We start from the raw sequence: 16,784 nt of genomic DNA on the forward strand, positions 1-16,784 counted from the left end.
ACAGAAAATTTCCCTACCATCGCCAGTCACGCCTATTTTCTTGAGCAGCGTTTTTGGAAAGATGACAAAAAATAGTATTTACGATCACCCTATGGTTACAAATCATTGTGTAAAAAGAAGTCTATAATGACAGCATAAAAACTTGTCCCTGTTCCGGGATCAGGGCGCAAAGAGATCACCTGTTCTGTGAAAGGCTTCCCTAACAGTCGATTATTACAAAACAGTCATGCCGGGACTGGTATTGCTTTTCCAGCAGACATGCTATATTTACGGAATCGACTGTATTTACGAGTATCTACGGTCGATATCGCATAGTTTACAACAGACGTTTCAGGGAATGGTTCGATGGCCAAAAGTTGCTGCAAGACAGACGGGTGCGCTCCGGCAAAGAAGGGCTGCTGCGGCCTGAAGAAAATTGTCGGTGTAATGATCGTAGCCGGAATTGCCGGTTTTCTGTGGAAGAAGTTCAAGTAATCCAGAAGATTACATTGCCCGAAACCTGTTTCGGGCATCCCACCTTGCCTGTTTCCATTCCATCGCAATGAAATACCAAACACAATAAAAATATATCATTATGCGCAAATATATATTCTCAATACATAAGCGCGACAGATTATCTTTTCCACGAATAGAGACCACCTAATCTTCGACAGGCATCTTAGCCCAAAAAAACAATCTTAAAAAATTGAAAATGTTGCAGATATTAGCGAAAAAATAACAAAATGGACCCGATGTTTTGCAGTCCGTCTTTATGCACAATCATATGCTTAACTAAAATTTAGAAACTTGCAGGTAACGTTAGAAAAATCCGAACCATTTCTGGCTTTCCATGTTTTTCTTTTCTATCTTTTCAAGAAATAGTTTGCTGTGATTTTTCATATCAATTCAGAGAAACATGCAGTTTTGTGACTTTTATCCTCGTTTAAAGAAATTATTGAACATAATATATCGTGAAGGTCTTGCACCGGGAAGCATACTTCATTATTTCAACAGATAGAGCCGAATAGGCTCCACACGATTTTCTGTAAATGTGCGCTGAATTGTTTAAAAGTGTAACGGAGTTTTTTTATGTCTGAGAATAAACCCCTTTCCCCCCTGCTCGAACTGACAGCGCAAATCGTTTCTGCTCATGTTTCAAACAACTCTGCCTCCGCAGAGACGCTTCCCGTTTTGATCCGTGACGTTTTCACGGCTCTTGAGACCGCCGGACAGGCCGCTCCAGAGCCCGAGAAACTGCAGCCTGCGGTTCCGGTAAAACGGTCCGTCTTCCCGGACTACATTGTCTGTTTGGAAGATGGTAAAAAACTGAAAATGCTGAAACGGCATCTACAGAGTGCTTATGGCATGACGCCTGAGCAGTATCGTGAGCGCTGGGGCCTGCCGACAGACTATCCCATGGTTGCTCCCAACTATGCCGAGCGTCGTTCAACGCTTGCTCGTGAAATTGGTCTGGGCCGCAAGATCAGCGCTACCAGCGCTTCTTCCGAGAGCGATGACACTGCGCCGCGCCGTCGTGGCCGCAAGGCTCAGTAAAGCCTGTTACATAGGCATGACTTCTCACATTAAAGTCATGCCTATGATTTCTTCATGGAAACAGTTTTCCATGAGCCTTTAGTGTTGTGCTGGAATAAACTGTAATGAGTTCAGGCGTTGACGAGACTGTGGCGTACTCTGTTCAGAAGCGGAGACTGCGTCGCTGGCGGATTGGCGCGATCGCAGCTGTTGCCGTGTCGATCATGATTGCAGGGCGATATGGTCAGCAATCCAGAAGCGAGAGCCTTTATAGTGGGGGCAGAATAATAAATACGCCTCACCTCGTACAGTTAAAAGTCCACGGCATGATCGGTTCAGATGTCTCACGCTGGACAAAAGCCCTTGCCGATGCTGGCAAAGACAGCAACGTCAAAGGGCTGCTTCTCGATATTGATAGTCCGGGGGGCGCTGTAACCGGCGGCGAAGAATTACATGATGCTGTGGAGCGGTTTGCTCACAATAAACCCGTCGTGGCTACCATGCGGGGTATGGGCGCATCCGCAGGATACATGATCGCTCTTCCGTCCAAACGTATTTTTGCCGAACGAAGCACATTGACCGGTTCTATCGGCGTGCTGATGGAAGCGCCGGAATTCTCAGGGGTGCTCAACAAGATCGGCGTCAATGTGCAGGAACTGGTGTCTGGACCGCTAAAGGGTCAGCCTTCCCTCACCAAACCGATTTCTCCCGAAGGTCATGTCATGCTTCAGGGAGTTGTCAGCAATCTTTACGACCAGTTTGTCACCATGGTCGTCACAGGGCGCCATATGCCTGAAGAAAAGGTGCGCTCTCTTGCCGATGGTCGCCCCTATACAGGCGAACAGGCCCTGAAAGTGGGACTGATCGACAATATTGGCGGTAAGGAAGATGCTCAAAACTGGTTAAGCAAAGCTGCAGGCCTGTCCGGTGAACCCAAAATCGTGACAATTGGTGAAGAGCATAAAACGTTCAGTCTGAAACGGCGTATCTTTGGCTGGTTTGGCGGACGGGTCATGTCATGGCTCGGCCTTGATGCAGACATTTTTCTGCCTCAGACGCGTGCAGCTATTGACGGCGCAGTTTCGATCTGGAAACCTTAGCTCTCGGCGGGGAGGCGAGATGACCAGATCCGAACTTGTCGCTGAAATAGCAGCGGCTAACCCTCATCTTTTGCTCAAGGACGTTGAATTAATCGTTCATACGATTTTTGACGAACTGACAAGCGCGCTTGCACGCGGAGATCGTGTCGAACTCCGCGGCTTCGGGGCTTTTACTGTCAAGAAACGGGAAGCCAGAGCGGGACGCAATCCGCGCACTGGTGAATCCGTATCTGTCGACGAGAAAGTCGTACCTTTTTTCAAGGCAGGAAAAGAGCTGCGCGAACGTGTCAACGGCGCAACGCCACAGGACGAATAGCACCGAAAAGGTGCTTTACGAGGATTAACGCCCTCATTTCGCATGTCTTGTTCGCGTTCTTGATATACTGTTAGAACTGATCTCATCCCACGGTCAGTTTCCGACGGCCGTTTTTTCGGGCGCTGTTATGGCTTTCGTATACGGTTTGTCAGAACGCTGCTTAAACCAGGCAAAAAGCCTGAGAGTCAGTGTGCCGAAAACGGGGGGGATGCTGCTTCTGGCCTGTGTCATTGTTTCAGCACAGGCGCAAGCACGCACTCCTGGCAGTCACGCACCACTACAGCGTTCAGTACCGCACACCAAAACACATCACACCAGAAAATCGGCGCTACAGGGCTGTCTGTCCGGCGGGTCCGTTATCATGACGCATGGCCGTAAACTGGGCGCGATCGGCTCTCATGGAAAGCTGCTGGCTCCAGTCGGACGGGCCATCTATTACACGGACAGCAAACACGGATGCCTGCCGGGGAAGCATGTCCGTCGCCGCGGATAAGACTTTTCTCATTTCACTATTTATAAGATTTTGCTCACCGCATGAGAATAACTCCCTCTCTGGTGGTATTACTTCCTTTCATCCGTCTGGATTTGTGAACGAACGGATTTCATCCCGACCTGTGTTGGGCTAGGTTCCTGCAATCAACGGCCTGCGACAAAAGTGTTTCTTTGCGGCAGACCTCAGGCAGCGTGTCTGAAATGCACCAGGAAACAGGCTTCGCCATGAGCAGAACAGGGATCCAGATGGCAGACAAAAATGCTTCGACCGTCATACCCGTCATTCTTTCAGGGGGGTCGGGAACCCGTCTGTGGCCAATGTCACGTGCGAGTTTTCCCAAACAACTGTGGCCTTTGCTGAGCGCGCAGTCTCTTTTGCAGGAAACAGCCCTGCGAGCCCGAGGCATTTCCCTCTCAGCACCCGTGATCGTCTGTAATGAAGCGCATCGTTTTCTGATCGCGGAACAACTGCGTGAGGCAGGAATAGAGTCGCCTAAAATCCTGCTGGAACCGGTAGGACGGAACTCCGCACCGGCCATCGCCGCCGCCGCCCTGCTTGTCGCCCAGACGGACCCGCAGGCCATCCTCTGGCTGATGGCCGCAGACGCCGCCATCACAAAACCGGAAGCCCTGAACACCGCCATGCAGAATGCAGTCGCCGGCGCTGAACAAGGGCTAGTCGTGACCTTCGGCATGAAACCGACACGACCGGAGACTGGTTACGGCTATATCGAGGTCGGACAGACGATTTCGGGACTTGAGGGCATCTCTACGGTAAAGGCCTTCCGCGAGAAACCGGATGAGGAGCAGGCCGAATTCTTCCTTAAGTCCGGTGACTATCTGTGGAACTCCGGCATGTTCGTCTTCAGGGCAGATACCCTGCTTCGCGAGATGGAAGAACATGCTCCGGAAGTCATGACTGCCGTGCGGGCAGCCTTTGAAGCCCAGAAAGGTGATCTCTTCTTCGAACGTCTTGGCGTCGAGGAGTTCAAGACTGCACCGGACATTTCAATCGACTACGCCATTGCCGAACGAAGCAGCAATGTCGCTGTGGTGCCCGCCGATCTCGGCTGGTCCGATGTCGGCAGCTGGGATACGCTGTGGGATATCAGCCCGAAAGACACGGCCGGAAATGTCGCCGTCGGTGACGTGCTGATCGAAGATTCGAAGAACAGTTACGTTCGTTCAGAGAAATACCTGACGGCGGTCGCTGGCGTCGATGATCTTGTGGTCGTGACAACGGATGATGCTGTGCTGGTCACGCATCGTGACCGGGCGCAGGACGTCAAGAAGATCGTTGATCGACTGAAGAAGGCGAAACGACCGGAAGCAGCAAGTCACAACCGCTGCTATCGTCCATGGGGCTTTTACGAGAGCCTGATCCAGAATGACCGCTTTCAGGTCAAACGGATTGTCGTTCAGCCGGGCGAGAAACTCTCCCTGCAGAAGCATTTCCACCGCGCCGAACACTGGATTGTCGTCGGTGGCGTCGCTCTGGTGACGCGGGATGAGGATAAGGTCCTCGTGCGCGAGAATGAGAGCATCTATCTGCCGCAGGGCTGCATTCACCGCATGGAAAACCCCGGCAAGATCCCTCTGACCCTGATCGAAGTGCAGACAGGGGCCTATCTGGGGGAAGACGATATCGTGCGGCTTGAGGATACCTATAACCGGTCCTGATTGGTCCCCACCGACAGGCGGCAAACAAAAAGGGGCTTTCCTGAAAGAAAGCCCCTTTTTAATGCCCGAACAGTGTTCTTAAAATCAGGCGTCCTGCGTGCTCGCCAGATCACGCAGAGCGACTGCGGTATCCCGCACTGTCGGACCATGCTCGCGTTCCAGACGGCGAATGGTGAAGTGCGCCCGTGCCAGCGCCTGATAATGGGCCAGGAACGCCGCATTGAGCGACGCACCACAGAGCGCACCCGCGACCGGCATCAGTTGCAGCGAAATCTTGTGTCCCAAAGCCAGTCCGTAATGCGACGCGACCTCGGAAATCAGCATCACGACCGGCCGGCCACGCAGCACGGTGCGGGCGGAGAAATACCCCAACTCGCTCTCCCTGCCCTCACCGATATTGGGAAAGGCACGCAGCGCAAAGACCTCAAGACAGGCGCGACGGGAGTCGGGATCAGAGAGATCCTCGCCTTCCTCACGGGCAATGCGAGCGATCTCACGCATGATGGTCAGGGTGGTGAAGCTGATGTCCGGCGCAAGACCGGCAAGTCCGGCAAAACCACCGACCGCGCCTGACACGGCGACCGCGGCCTGCAGGGCTTTTTCACGCATGCCTTTGCCCGTTGACCGATCGGTCGCCTCACCGCTGGCAGCAGCATCCAGCGACCCGGACATCCCCAGAATCGCCACGTCGAATGACCGGGCGATGGCTGTCTCGGCAATGCCCTTGAGCTTGTCCTGCACACGGGGCGTCATCCCCAGTCCGCGCAGGCCGAGTCGGGTGGCATGCCCGACGGCTCCCCCCATCAGGTCGGCCATACGGACCAGAACGCCACGTCCGGCCTCCACCTGCTTCAGCGCATTTTCAAGCTCCAGGATCTGTCCATCCGTGAGAGCTAATGGAGCAAGTTGTTGTCCTGTGCTTACGGTCATCGGAAGGTATCCTGTTCCAGCTGGCTCATGTGTTGCTACTTATAAATATAAGCGCTTTCGTTCGCGCAAGGTTGCGGAAACATTCATTGACCGCAAGCGTCATACATCCGACTTTGATTTATCGCCGTGCAGGAAAGCATCAGGACCATGTTATCACCCGCCGCCATGAGGTCGTCCCTTTCGCCCAGGAACCTGTTCAGAGTGGTTCTGGAAAAAACGACTGCCGGGCTTACTCTCGTTACCCTTCTGGCCATGCCGGGACTGTGTCATCCTGCCATCGCGGCATCGCACACGCCGCGACACAAGACGACGACGCGCCCCGCCGACCCGACGGACTTGTCTTCCGGCAGGCTTGCCCCGGCGACCACAGCCAAGTCACTGGAATCGCAGGAAGGCGCGCCGCCTCCACCGGATGGTTACGTGCCTGTCGAGGACATCGATGAGACCATAGAGTCGCATTATTCCCTCGATGTCCGCAAAACGCCGCATGGCGAGCCGCTGCCTTCCATTGAAGCCCAGCAGATTCCCAGAGACGCCAATAACGGGGCCACCCAGTTTGATTTCTTCGGGATGCCCGTGAAATTCATTGCGCCCGTCGGCGCGCCTTACAATGCGCCCTTCACCTATCACACCTATGCCGGACAATCCGGGCGTGGCGGAGATGCCGTCGGCAGCGCGGGAGCGGCCGGAGAACCTTAACGTCAGCAGGGTTTCAGCATGTCATTATCTATTTCTTATAATATTCCCCCTTTAACAGCTAAGACGCCTGCATTCTGAAACCCTCTGATTATCAAGAGCCGTATGTCTGCCACAGAAGCCACTCTCTCTGATGCTCCGGTCACGGATGCACCTGTTCCTCCGGCCAGCGCCTCTTCCGGAGAGGCTTCCAGCACTGGTAGCGGCAATACGGAAAAACCGCCCGAAAAAGGCGCGTTCGTCGGTGCAGCCAAACTTCCCACGCAGGAAGGGCCGGCAGGGATCCGCTACGATTTTAATGCAGGTTGCCGGGTGGCGTTGCCGGACGGCAAATGGACGATTCGTCTCAAGGATCTCGATACAGGAAACATTCTGTTCGAAACGACGACAGGCAGAGCCAACGTCAACAGTTCCAAGCGCTTCTACGTCCGTTTCGGCATCCAGATTCATGATGAGGCAGGCACTCTCATCCTGTCCCATGACTATGATTGCCGGAACAAGCCTGTCCTGATCCAGCTTCCAGTCGGCACGTTGGGCGATACGCTTGGGTGGTTTCCTTATGTCGCCCGCTTTGCAGAGGTGCATGGCTGCAAGGTGACCTGCGTGATGGCGGCACCCATCATCCCGCTGTTCAAAAGCGCCTACCCGCACATCACTCTCGTCACACCGGAAGAGATCGAAAACAGCGAAACGCTCAAGACCTTCTACGCGACCTATACAATCGGTCTGTTTTTCGACGATCAGGCCAATATCTGGCAGCCGACTGATTTCCGTCTTGTCGGTCTGCACCGGACTGCGGGCTATATTCTCGGGGTCGACCCGACGGAAGAGCCTCCGGTCATTGCGCCGGACGAAGATCCTACCCGCCCGATTGAAGAGCCTTATGTCTGCATCGCCGCCCAGAGTAGCTCCCAGTGCAAATACTGGAACAACCCGAGCGGCTGGCTGCAACTCGTCGCGTATCTGAAAGACTGCGGTTACCGGGTGATCTGCATTGACCAGAAACCTGTGCATGGAACCGGCATTGTCTGGAACCAGATCCCCTATGGCGCGGAAGACCAGACGGGTGATCGATCGCTGGCGGAGCGCGTCCGGTGGTTGCGGCACGCCGAGTTCTTCATTGGCCTCTCCAGCGGCTTGTCCTGGCTGGCATGGGCGGCGCGCTGCAAGGTCGTGATGATTGCCGGATTCACTCATCCCACCAACGAGTTTCACACGCCGTGGCGCATTGTGAACTGGCACGCCTGCAATTCCTGTTGGAATGATCCGGCACATCGCTTTGACCACAAGGATTTTCTCTGGTGTCCGCGCCATGCCGGAACGCCACGTCAGTTTGAGTGCACGCGCCTGATTACGGCCGAGCATCTGAAACGGGTCATCAAAACGATTCCGGGCTTCCCTGTGCGCAATCCCGAGGGTGACTCGCCGGATACTTCGGCATGATTTTCGTACACGCACGATAATCCTGTGGAAGAGCTTGAAAAGTGGGGCGCTATTCTGTAAGAGCGCCTTTCCTTCACGCGTCCGGGCCTGTGGGGCATGCCCGGCCGTGCTTTGCTGTTTTCATCCTTCGGGAGGAAGACAGCCTTACGTCAAGGAGACTGAAATGCCCAAGATGAAGACGAAGTCGTCGGTCAAGAAGCGGTTCAAGATCACCGCGACTGGCAAAGTGCTCTGCGGTCCTGGCAACAAGCGCCACGGCCTTATCAACCGTTCGCAGAAGATGAAGCGCACCAACCGTGGTCCTCAGACCATGACGGAAATGGACGCCAAGACTGTGAAGCAGTGGGCCCCCTACGGGCTGGCTTGAGGAGCACTTTATAAATGGCACGTGTTAAGCGGGGCGTAACGACGCACGCCCGTCACAAGAAAGTTCTCAAGCTCTCCAAGGGCTTCCGCGGACGTTCCTCCACGAACTATCGCATTGCGCTTGAGCGTCTCGAAAAGTCGCTTCAGTACGCATATCGCGATCGTCGTAACAAGAAGCGCGAATTCCGCGCTCTGTGGATCCAGCGTATCAACGCTGCCGTTCGCGAGCATGGCCTGACCTACAGCCGTTTCATCAACGGTCTGGACAAGGCTGGCATCGAGATCGACCGTAAGGTTCTGGCAGCCATCGCATTCGATGACGCCGCCACCTTCGGTGAAATCGTGAAGAAGGCTCAGGCTGCTCTCGCTGCCTGATTGCTGTCCTCACGGACGATGTAAGAAAGCCGCCTCTCGAGGTGGCTTTTTTTTATGGTGAAAACAGATTGTCGGAACGACAGATTCCGCCTTCAAAACGGACATTCGGTGAACTGATAGTGTTTGCGTTCACACGGTCGTCTTCTCTCCTTGCTGCTTTCTCGCAATTCTGCTGAAGAACCTGTCGTGGAGTAGGCATACACTTCCCACCACCCACATTGAAAACCAAACCAGATCAATGAGGTCCTTACCGTGAAGGCCCCAGAGCACGCTCAAGGTCGACCTTGACCAGTATGCTGTTACGGGCCAGCCTATGTAAGGCATCTCGTCGAAGACACGAACGCTCTAAGTGATCGTACGTCTAAGCAGTGGCAGCAGGATGTGTTCGCTCAGATCGACGTGCTGCTATGCACCATGCCACTTCTATCTTGGATCGTAGGCGATGGACTACACGCGACTTCGCTCTCTATTGTCTCCGCTCATCATAGCCTTAAAGGACGTCGGCACGCATCCTACGCTGCCGACGCTTTGCGAGGAATTGGGATTACCCGCGCCTGTCGCTGACGGCACCAAGCATGATCGTATGGCCTCCAGCATTGAGGCAGTGACCGACACCGATCTGCCTGCAATTGCATGCAAGCTGTTGGGTTTCCGTCCGCCGAACGCTGCAACACGCAACCAGATTCAGGATCTTCTCTGGAGCGACAGAGAGGGGCCGTCGATCCCCAAGCGTTATCGGCGTGAGGTTGCTCGGAGACTCAATGGCGAGGAGTTGTATGGGGATGCTCGCAGGTTCGATGATCTTCTGGATCGGTTGTGGATCTTGGATACCGATGACTGGTTTTACTTAATGAGTGACAAACCCAGTGGGTTGCGTGCGGACATTCAGCAGCACGTCCACCGAAATCCAATGGACTGGTCATGTGAAATGCTGTTCGACCAATTGGGTGCCTACGACGCTTCCGATCGGCGCTTTGCGCTATTTCTTGAAGGACTGGCTTCGGCCGATGTGCGGCCCGACGAGCTAGCGCAACGCCACTTCGTAGCGTGTGTTAACGAGCCCCTGCGCGACTGCGGTGTCGAATTGCGTGAAACTGATTCGGAGGGAGGTTACCCCGTCTTCTCAATGGTTTCGTCACATACGGCAGTCAAAAGTCGCCCGAAGAATCTTATCTTTGCCTCAGCCGACAAGCCCGATCTACGTTTCCGTGATGCTTTGGATAATGACGTCGAGATCGTCACGAATGCGGATAAGGTGCTCGTCTACGACCGTCCCATTGGTATTGATGGACTGTGCTGGAGCGATCTGCAGGAGTGGTGGGGTGATACAGAGCAGATCGCTGATGCTGAGCAAGCCAAGCGTTCGCTGTACAAACGTCTCAAAAAAAGCCTGCCGAACAACTCTCCGCCGCAGACCTTGTTGTTCGAGGCCTTCTTTGAGGGATTCCACAGCGCCATACCGAACTTACCAGCACTGCTACCGGAAGTATGGCTTCACTGGGATCCTCGTACGATCAGGGAGCGAGGGCCGGACGCACTTCTGCGCTTTCGCATGGACTTTCTGTTGCTGCTCCGGCACGGCGTTCGGGTTGTCATCGAAGTGGACGGAAAGCACCATTACACGGATGGCGTAGGGAATGCCGACGTGCAACGCTATGCACAGATGGTCCAAGGTGATCGCGAACTCAAACTTGCAGGTTATGAAGTCTTTCGCTTTGGAGCTGCGGAACTACAGGCGCCAGAAGCCAAGGCAAATGTGAAGGCTTTCTTCGAAGCTTTGTTCAAGCGCTATGGTGTTCCAACGAATTAGCTCCATACTAACCCGGCAATTCTTTGGAAAAAACAGTGCAGAAGCCCCGGAAGTCTAGTTACCTGTTCAGTAGCCATCCACCATGAGCATCAGTGCTGCGGACGGCTCCTTTCGGTCACCCGTTTCCAATAGCAGACGCTTCAACACACCCGCCCCAGAGCTCTACCCTGCCGCTGCAGGAATCTCCATCGGGCGATTATCCTCACCCACAGCGACAAACACGAACTTGCCGTGCGTCACTAGCTGCCGCTCATGTGACTGCCTAACCCGTCGCCATGCCTGCACACCGATCGTCATGGAGGTGCGGCCAACCTTGAGAATGTCCGTATAGACCGACAGTTCATCACCAACCGCCATCGGGGCAAGGAAGGACACGCCATCAATGGCGACGGTCACGGTCTTTGACCCGGCGGCCCGCATTCCCGCTGCCGAACCTGCCGCCAGATCCATCTGGGACATGACCCAGCCACCGAAAACATCACCTGCGGCGTTCGTATTGCTCGGCATGGCAATGACACGGATGGTCAGTTCACCCGACGGTTCCTTGATCTCGTTTGACAGCATGAACGTCCTCACTTCCGTCTAGCGCAGCGCCGATCGAGAATGGGCGAAAAGGATGCCGTCGGCAACTGACGTCCTCGTTCTTTGCGCTCGGTCTCAGTGACTGTAGAGCGCTTCCGGTGTGACGAGCGGGTCCGAAATCGTTTCCAGACCATTCGGCCCAAACTGCCGGTAGAAACAGCTACGCCGTCCGGTGTGGCAGGCCACGCCAGTCTGATCGACCAGCAACAGAACAGCATCGCCGTCACAGTCGAGGCGGGCTTCGACCAGCTTCTGCACCTGTCCGGACGTCTCGCCCTTGCGCCACAGCGACTGACGGCTACGCGACCAGTAGCAGACCTGCCCCGTCAGCAATGTTTCCCGGAGTGCATCCCGGTTCAGCCAGGCGACCATCAGCACTTCGCCGCTGTCATGCTGCTGAGCGATGCCACAGACCAGACCGTTTGCATCAAAGGCGATGCGTTCCAGTTCACGATCAACAGCCTCAGCCGTTGGACGGACGGTTTCCTGACGAACGCTTTTCACGATGACGCTTCTCCCACACCAGCAGTCTGGCTGCTTTTCTCTGCTGCAAGCACAGTGGTAAACCATGTTGGCACACGCGGCACAATCCGATGGTCTTCCGCCTCAAGATGGAGGCTCACCGCCTCGGGCCTGAGAAACGCCAGACCACAGTGATCGTGGCTCGAACGGATCTGCCCCACTTCACGGCCATCGGCGGTCACAAGCGTTCCCGGCGCAGGCAGCACGGCTTCGGACGCCACGGGCACCAACCGACGCTTGACCAGCCCGCGATAATGGGTGCGTGCTGTCAGTTCCTGCCCCATGTAGCAGCCCTTGGTCCAAGAGATGCCGTTGAGCAGATCGAAGTTGGCCTCAAGCAGTAGAGTCTTTTCAGGCTCACAATCACGGACACCGTCTGGCAGCCCCAGCACGAGCCGATGCAGATCATACGCCACGGCATCCGCTTTCGCGGCGGCTGATGGTTCCAGCATGAGAAGCCGCCAACCCGCTTCCGGCAGGCGCGGGTCCGGCACGACAATCGCATTTTCCACAGTCGCGACATCAGGCAGACCACCCCACGCCGCATGCACGACAAGGCGCGTTTCCTGAATGCTCACATCCGAGCGGAGGCGGAATTTCGACAGGGTTTCGACCAGCATGGCACTCTGCGAGGCGGCGCAGTCGAGAAGGAGGCAGGGCTCGTCAGGATCAGCGATAATGAAGAAGTCGGCTTTCCAGCGTCCCTGCGGCGTGAGCAGAGCGGCCCAGACCGCTTTTCCTGGTTCCACAGCATCCACATCATTGGAAACCAGTCCCTGAAGAAACCTGACGCGGTCCTCACCTCTGACGGCTATCACCGTCCGATCTGTCAGGTGAGCAAAATAAGTCATTATCCAATCTCCCGGAGGTCTGTGACCTCGTCGATCCTGCAGAGGCGTCCGGAAGATTGGTCTTCACCCCACTCCATACAAGTGACAAGTTCTACATTTTCAGGAAAGAAATCTCACTTTCCGATTAGCGACGTCCTATATGCCCTCCCGGACAGGACGACTTCTCTCGCTGGCGGTCTTCAACTGCCCGCAGGCCGCCAGAATATCGCGCCCACGCGGCGTACGGATTGGAGAGGCAAAACCGGCATCCATGACGATCTGGGCAAACTTCGCCTGCTGTTCGCGCGTGGACGGCTTGTAGTCGCTGCCGGGCCAGACGTTGAACGGAATCAGGTTCACCTTGGCCGGAATACCGCGAATCAGGCGCACCAGTTCACGGGCGTCTGCCTCGCTGTCATTGATGCCGCGCAGCATGATGTATTCGAACGTGATCCGCCGTGCGTTGCTCGCCGCAGGATAACGGCGGCAGGCCGCGATCACCTCTTCAATGGGATATTTCCGGTTGAGCGGCACGATCTCGTCGCGCAGATCATTGCGCACGGCATGCAGCGACACCGCGAGGTTGATACCGAGTTCATCGCCACAGCGGTCCATCAGCGGTACGACGCCAGACGTGGACAACGTAATACGACGACGGGACAGGCCGATCCCCTCCCCGTCCATGATGATCCGCATGGCCTTGGCCACGTTCTCGTAATTGTAGAGCGGCTCGCCCATACCCATCAGCACGATGGTGGACAGCAGACGCGGCGTATCGCCTTTCGGGCTGGGCCATTCGTTGTAGGAATCGCGTGCGGCCATAAACTGACCGACGATTTCCGCAGCGCCGAGGTTACGCACCAGCTTCTGCGTACCGGTATGACAGAAGGTGCAGGAGAGAGTGCAACCTACCTGCGAGGAAATGCACACTGCGCCACGATCCTCGCGGCGATCCGGAATATAGACCGTCTCGGCTTCCTGTCCGTCACGGAAGCGGAACAGGAACTTGCGCGTCTCGTCCTGCGAGGTCTGCACGACAGCCGGGTCAGGCCGTCCGACGATAAACCGCTCCGCCAGTTTCTGCTGAAGCGGTTTGGCGATGCTGGTCATCTTCGTGAAATCGGTTACGCCCTGATGATAGATCCAGTGCCAGAGCTGCTTGGTGCGGAACGGCTTCTCGCCAATGGCGACCAGTTCCTCGGTCAGTTCCTCGCGCGACAGCCCGACAAGATCGCGACGACCATCGGCAAGCTGGATCGGCGGCGGTGAGAACAGCGCCGACTTCGCGAGAATCCGCTCCCGGTCGGCGGCGTCAAGCGCGAAGTCCGTGTCGCTCATAACCTTGTATCTTCCTGTTTGATCAAAAAAGAGTCGTAAAGGCGGCCTCCTACCACGGACAGCGGGGAAAATGGAGAAAAATCGGCAGCCGATGCGGCTCATCCGAGGATTGCCCACCTGGATGCTCCGCCATTACACAGCACTCTTCTTCACCTTCTCCAGATAGAGACCGATATGGCCCTGCGTCCGATTGTGATGTTCCCCGATCAGAGGCTGCGTCTCGTCGCCGACTCCGTCACCTGTTTCGACGAGGCGCTTCGGTCTCTGGCCACGGACCTTCTCGACACCATGCGCGCTGCGCCCGGAATAGGCATCACGGCTCCCCATATCGGTGTTGCACAGCGTGTTGTCGTGCTGGAGCTTCCGGATGCACCGGGACCGCAAACCTACATCAATCCGGAAATTATCGAGGCCTCCAAGGAAACAATCCGTCTGGATGAAGGCAGTATCTCCATGCCGGGCGTCACCGGCACGGTCGAGCGATCAGCCCGCGTTCGTGTGCGCTATCTGGATCTCGAAGGGATTGAACACGTCGAAGAGGCTGAAGGACTGCGTGCTGCCTGTCATCAGCATGAGATCGACCAGTTGAACGGCCTGTTCTGGACTCAGCGGCTGTCCCCTTTAAGACGCGGAAAAGTCATGGCCCAGTTCGAGAAACTTCGTCGTCGGTAATCTCGATGCCGCTCTCAGCGACAAAGGACATCAGTTCCGAGACCATTCGTTACGCCCTTTCCACCTCTGACCTGATAGAGCTGTCAGTCACGGGATGATATTTCCCCGATCCCTCTTATCAGGTGACACTTCATGCGTTTCAGGCAGTTCCCGACAGGAGACATGTCTTCTGTCAGGCCGTGGACGCACATTTTGAATGCGCGGACGGCAGACGACCTCGGGCTCTTTTCTCCTTCATGACATCCATCACTGTGCCCACCGGCAGAGATCGCATTGGCGGTTATCTGACCGGGCTGGCGCTCAACGGTGGCGTTGGACTGATGCGTCTTCTCGGTATTGGGCTGTCATCCGGCATCGGCGGCCTTCTCGCAGGAACCATTGGTCCGCTTTTGCCTGTCTCGCGGGTAGCCAGAAGCAATCTCACACTTGCCTTCCCCGATATGGGCAGAAAACAGCAGAAGAGAATTGTCCGGGGAGCGTGGAATAATCTTGGGCGTGTGGTCGGAGAGTTTTCCCATCTCAAAAAGATGGAATGCACTCTGACTGGACCGGGTTGGGAGATTTCAGGGCAGGAACATATCGAGGCTGCGCGAAAAAACGGCCTACCGCCCCTGTTCTTCTCGGCCCATCTCGGCAACTGGGAGATGATTCTGCCCATCGCTGGAGCATTGGGGCTGCCTGTTGGCGGTGTTTACCGGGCGTCGTCAAATCCGGTGATCGAACGTCTGATCCAGCGGCTTCGCAGCGAGGCAGGACACGGAACACAGATGTTCCCCAAGGGAGCGCGAGGTGCGAGAGACATCATCAGCCATCTGAGCGCTGGCGGCACGCTGGGACTGCTGGTGGATCAGAAGATGAATGACGGTATCGCCGTTCCCTTCTTCGGACAGACGGCGTGGACGGCCCCTGCCCTCGCTCAGCTTGCCGCACGTTTTCAGCGCAATATTGTGCCGATCCATGTCGTGCGGATCGGCAAGGCCCGGTTCCGGCTGGTGTGTGAGCCTGCCTTGGATTTTGCCACCACTGGCGAGCGCATAGCTGATCAGTTGTCGATCATGAAGGCCGTGAACGCGCATCTTGAAGGCTGGATCAAGGCAGAACCTGAGCAATGGCTGTGGTTTCACCGTCGATGGCCGAAAGGCCGTGGAAGTTCGACGGTACACGAGGAGATAGTCGCGTAGACGGCTCTTTTCAGGCCATTCGGAAAGGCTCAGGGACGGCGAGCATCCCTCGTTCACCCGGTCCGGCGTGCGCCGATCAGAAACTCACGGTTCCCTTCCGGGCCAGTAATCGGGCTGGCTTCCACGCCCAGCACTTCCCAGCCCGGCAGGGTCTTCCACCAGTCGGAAATCATGGCGCAGACCTGCTCATGAATCGCGGGATCGCGCACGACGCCTTTCGCTCCCACATGCTCACGCCCCGCTTCGAACTGCGGCTTGATCAGCGCAACAGCCCATGCATCTGGTGTGGTGAGTGACAGCGCGGCAGGCAGCACCGTGCGCAGACCGATAAAGCTGGCGTCACACACCACTGCCCCAATGGGATCGGGGATAAGCGTGGCGTCCAGCGCCCGGGCATTCTGCTTTTCCATCACCACGACACGAGGATCGGAACGCAGCTTCCACGCCAACTGGCCATGCCCGACATCGACAGCATAGACCTTGCTCGCGCCATTGGTCAGCAGCACATCGGTAAAGCCGCCAGTGGACGCCCCTACATCCAGACCAATTCGACCTTCAGCAGAAAAACCAAAGAAGGGCAGTGCATGGGAGAGCTTCAGGCCACCCCGCGAAACCCACGGGTGATCCTGCCCCTTGAGCGCCAGAGGGGCATCTTCGGCAATCTGGTCGCCAGCCTTCGCGATACGACGGTCGCTTGTGTAGACAAGCCCCGCCATGATGAGAGCCTGCGCCTTCGTGCGGCTTTCGACCAGTCCCCGATCAACAAGGAGCTGGTCTACGCGGCGCTTCGCCATCTCAGGCGATCTGTTCGCTCGCACTCACCCCCAGCGCTTGGAGCGCTGTCTGGACGATATAGGGGGCGTTGAGATGTGCGACGTTGTATTGCTCGAACTGGCTGTCATGGTCGATGAACATGTCCGGGAGCGTCATGGTGCGCAG

19 protein-coding genes are annotated in these 16,784 nt (G+C 56.1%); 12 read left to right on the plus strand and 7 right to left on the minus strand.

All coding sequences use genetic code 11. The annotated features are described in order from the left end of the window. Nucleotides 1-224: 224 nt before the first annotated feature. Nucleotides 225-512, minus strand: a complete 288-nt coding sequence (locus B3759_RS09185) for a hypothetical protein (RefSeq protein WP_291365640.1) — start codon at nt 510-512, stop codon at nt 225-227. A 556-nt stretch (nt 513-1,068) separates the two neighbouring features. Between B3759_RS09185 and B3759_RS09190 the strand changes: the two genes are divergently transcribed. The 5 genes from B3759_RS09190 (at nt 1,069) to B3759_RS09210 (ending at nt 5,100) form a co-directional block, all read left to right on the plus strand. Continuing rightward, complete coding sequence (locus tag B3759_RS09190) at nt 1,069-1,533, plus strand: MucR family transcriptional regulator (protein WP_291365641.1); 465 nt, start codon at nt 1,069-1,071, stop codon at nt 1,531-1,533. 104 nt (nt 1,534-1,637) lie between these two features. Then, nucleotides 1,638-2,612, plus strand: a complete 975-nt coding sequence (sppA, locus tag B3759_RS09195; protein ID WP_291365642.1) for a signal peptide peptidase SppA — start codon at nt 1,638-1,640, stop codon at nt 2,610-2,612. Between the two features lie 19 nt (nt 2,613-2,631). Further along, nucleotides 2,632-2,928, plus strand: a complete 297-nt coding sequence (locus tag B3759_RS09200) for an integration host factor subunit beta (protein ID WP_010666494.1) — start codon at nt 2,632-2,634, stop codon at nt 2,926-2,928. Nucleotides 2,929-3,118: 190 nt separating this feature from the next. Further along, complete coding sequence (locus B3759_RS09205; protein WP_291365643.1) at nt 3,119-3,421, plus strand: hypothetical protein; 303 nt, start codon at nt 3,119-3,121, stop codon at nt 3,419-3,421. Nucleotides 3,422-3,645: 224 nt separating this feature from the next. Then, nucleotides 3,646-5,100 carry a mannose-1-phosphate guanylyltransferase/mannose-6-phosphate isomerase gene (locus B3759_RS09210; RefSeq protein WP_291365644.1) on the plus strand — a complete coding sequence of 485 codons (1,455 nt, stop codon included), beginning with the start codon at nt 3,646-3,648 and terminating at the stop codon, nt 5,098-5,100. Between the two features lie 84 nt (nt 5,101-5,184). On the opposite strand, the gene B3759_RS09215 is transcribed toward B3759_RS09210, so the two are convergent. Then, nucleotides 5,185-6,030: an EcsC family protein gene (locus tag B3759_RS09215; protein WP_291365645.1), complete on the minus strand. Its 846-nt coding sequence runs from the start codon at nt 6,028-6,030 to the stop codon at nt 5,185-5,187. A gap of 201 nt (nt 6,031-6,231) precedes the next feature. Here B3759_RS09215 and B3759_RS09220 point away from each other — a divergent pair, with 201 nt between their 5' ends. The 5 genes from B3759_RS09220 to B3759_RS09240 all read left to right on the plus strand — a co-directional run bounded on the left by B3759_RS09220 (nt 6,232) and on the right by B3759_RS09240 (nt 10,720). After that, the gene (locus B3759_RS09220) at nt 6,232-6,729 is read left to right on the plus strand and encodes a hypothetical protein (RefSeq protein WP_291365646.1); all 498 of its coding nucleotides are present in this window, start codon (nt 6,232-6,234) and stop codon (nt 6,727-6,729) included. A 102-nt stretch (nt 6,730-6,831) separates the two neighbouring features. Beyond that, nucleotides 6,832-8,169, plus strand: coding sequence for an autotransporter strand-loop-strand O-heptosyltransferase (locus B3759_RS09225; protein WP_291365647.1), 1,338 nt, complete (start codon nt 6,832-6,834; stop codon nt 8,167-8,169). 163 nt (nt 8,170-8,332) lie between these two features. Then, on the plus strand, nt 8,333-8,536 hold the full coding sequence (gene rpmI / locus B3759_RS09230; protein ID WP_010669172.1) for a 50S ribosomal protein L35: 204 nt from the start codon (nt 8,333-8,335) through the stop codon (nt 8,534-8,536). Nucleotides 8,537-8,550: 14 nt separating this feature from the next. Continuing rightward, nucleotides 8,551-8,910, plus strand: a complete 360-nt coding sequence (rplT, locus tag B3759_RS09235) for a 50S ribosomal protein L20 (protein WP_010669173.1) — start codon at nt 8,551-8,553, stop codon at nt 8,908-8,910. Nucleotides 8,911-9,352: 442 nt separating this feature from the next. Further along, nucleotides 9,353-10,720, plus strand: coding sequence for a hypothetical protein (locus B3759_RS09240; protein ID WP_291365648.1), 1,368 nt, complete (start codon nt 9,353-9,355; stop codon nt 10,718-10,720). Between the two features lie 162 nt (nt 10,721-10,882). On the opposite strand, the gene B3759_RS09245 is transcribed toward B3759_RS09240, so the two are convergent. The 4 genes from B3759_RS09245 to rlmN all read right to left on the minus strand — a co-directional run bounded on the left by B3759_RS09245 (nt 10,883) and on the right by rlmN (nt 13,992). Continuing rightward, nucleotides 10,883-11,284 carry an acyl-CoA thioesterase gene (locus tag B3759_RS09245; RefSeq protein ID WP_010666889.1) on the minus strand — a complete coding sequence of 134 codons (402 nt, stop codon included), beginning with the start codon at nt 11,282-11,284 and terminating at the stop codon, nt 10,883-10,885. A gap of 93 nt (nt 11,285-11,377) precedes the next feature. Beyond that, nucleotides 11,378-11,806, minus strand: a complete 429-nt coding sequence (hisI, locus tag B3759_RS09250; RefSeq protein ID WP_408736472.1) for a phosphoribosyl-AMP cyclohydrolase — start codon at nt 11,804-11,806, stop codon at nt 11,378-11,380. Next, entirely contained in the window at nt 11,803-12,675 is an 873-nt protein-coding gene (locus B3759_RS09255; RefSeq protein ID WP_291365649.1) for a YgfZ/GcvT domain-containing protein, read from the minus strand. The genes hisI and B3759_RS09255 overlap by 4 nt, the downstream gene beginning before the upstream one ends. 135 nt (nt 12,676-12,810) lie before the next feature. Next, the gene (rlmN, locus tag B3759_RS09260; protein ID WP_010666886.1) at nt 12,811-13,992 is read right to left on the minus strand and encodes a 23S rRNA (adenine(2503)-C(2))-methyltransferase RlmN; all 1,182 of its coding nucleotides are present in this window, start codon (nt 13,990-13,992) and stop codon (nt 12,811-12,813) included. Nucleotides 13,993-14,166: 174 nt separating this feature from the next. Between rlmN and B3759_RS09265 the strand changes: the two genes are divergently transcribed. Together B3759_RS09265 and B3759_RS09270 are read left to right on the plus strand one after the other, a co-directional pair. Beyond that, entirely contained in the window at nt 14,167-14,664 is a 498-nt protein-coding gene (locus B3759_RS09265) for a peptide deformylase (protein ID WP_291365650.1), read from the plus strand. A 236-nt stretch (nt 14,665-14,900) separates the two neighbouring features. Beyond that, complete coding sequence (locus B3759_RS09270) at nt 14,901-15,845, plus strand: lysophospholipid acyltransferase family protein (protein WP_291365651.1); 945 nt, start codon at nt 14,901-14,903, stop codon at nt 15,843-15,845. Nucleotides 15,846-15,898: 53 nt separating this feature from the next. Here the strand turns inward: B3759_RS09270 and B3759_RS09275 are convergent, their stop codons facing one another. Further along, nucleotides 15,899-16,639: a TlyA family RNA methyltransferase gene (locus B3759_RS09275; RefSeq protein ID WP_010666883.1), complete on the minus strand. Its 741-nt coding sequence runs from the start codon at nt 16,637-16,639 to the stop codon at nt 15,899-15,901. Nucleotides 16,640-16,784 lie beyond the last annotated feature (145 nt).

This window comes from Acetobacter sp. UBA5411 (assembly GCF_002409645.1).
GTDB lineage: Bacteria > Pseudomonadota > Alphaproteobacteria > Acetobacterales > Acetobacteraceae > Acetobacter.

Coding starts and splice junctions, on each gene's coding strand:
- B3759_RS09185 (WP_291365640.1), bottom strand. CDS start 512: ATGCCCGAAACAGGTTTCGGGCAATGTAATCTTCTGGATTACTTGAAC.
- B3759_RS09190 (WP_291365641.1), top strand. CDS start 1,069: ATGTCTGAGAATAAACCCCTTTCCCCCCTGCTCGAACTGACAGCGCAA.
- sppA (WP_291365642.1), top strand. CDS start 1,638: ATGAGTTCAGGCGTTGACGAGACTGTGGCGTACTCTGTTCAGAAGCGG.
- B3759_RS09200 (WP_010666494.1), top strand. CDS start 2,632: ATGACCAGATCCGAACTTGTCGCTGAAATAGCAGCGGCTAACCCTCAT.
- B3759_RS09210 (WP_291365644.1), top strand. CDS start 3,646: ATGAGCAGAACAGGGATCCAGATGGCAGACAAAAATGCTTCGACCGTC.
- B3759_RS09215 (WP_291365645.1), bottom strand. CDS start 6,030: ATGACCGTAAGCACAGGACAACAACTTGCTCCATTAGCTCTCACGGAT.
- B3759_RS09225 (WP_291365647.1), top strand. CDS start 6,832: ATGTCTGCCACAGAAGCCACTCTCTCTGATGCTCCGGTCACGGATGCA.
- rpmI (WP_010669172.1), top strand. CDS start 8,333: ATGCCCAAGATGAAGACGAAGTCGTCGGTCAAGAAGCGGTTCAAGATC.
- rplT (WP_010669173.1), top strand. CDS start 8,551: ATGGCACGTGTTAAGCGGGGCGTAACGACGCACGCCCGTCACAAGAAA.
- B3759_RS09240 (WP_291365648.1), top strand. CDS start 9,353: ATGGACTACACGCGACTTCGCTCTCTATTGTCTCCGCTCATCATAGCC.
- B3759_RS09245 (WP_010666889.1), bottom strand. CDS start 11,284: ATGCTGTCAAACGAGATCAAGGAACCGTCGGGTGAACTGACCATCCGT.
- B3759_RS09255 (WP_291365649.1), bottom strand. CDS start 12,675: ATGACTTATTTTGCTCACCTGACAGATCGGACGGTGATAGCCGTCAGA.
- rlmN (WP_010666886.1), bottom strand. CDS start 13,992: ATGAGCGACACGGACTTCGCGCTTGACGCCGCCGACCGGGAGCGGATT.
- B3759_RS09265 (WP_291365650.1), top strand. CDS start 14,167: ATGGCCCTGCGTCCGATTGTGATGTTCCCCGATCAGAGGCTGCGTCTC.
- B3759_RS09270 (WP_291365651.1), top strand. CDS start 14,901: ATGACATCCATCACTGTGCCCACCGGCAGAGATCGCATTGGCGGTTAT.
- B3759_RS09275 (WP_010666883.1), bottom strand. CDS start 16,639: ATGGCGAAGCGCCGCGTAGACCAGCTCCTTGTTGATCGGGGACTGGTC.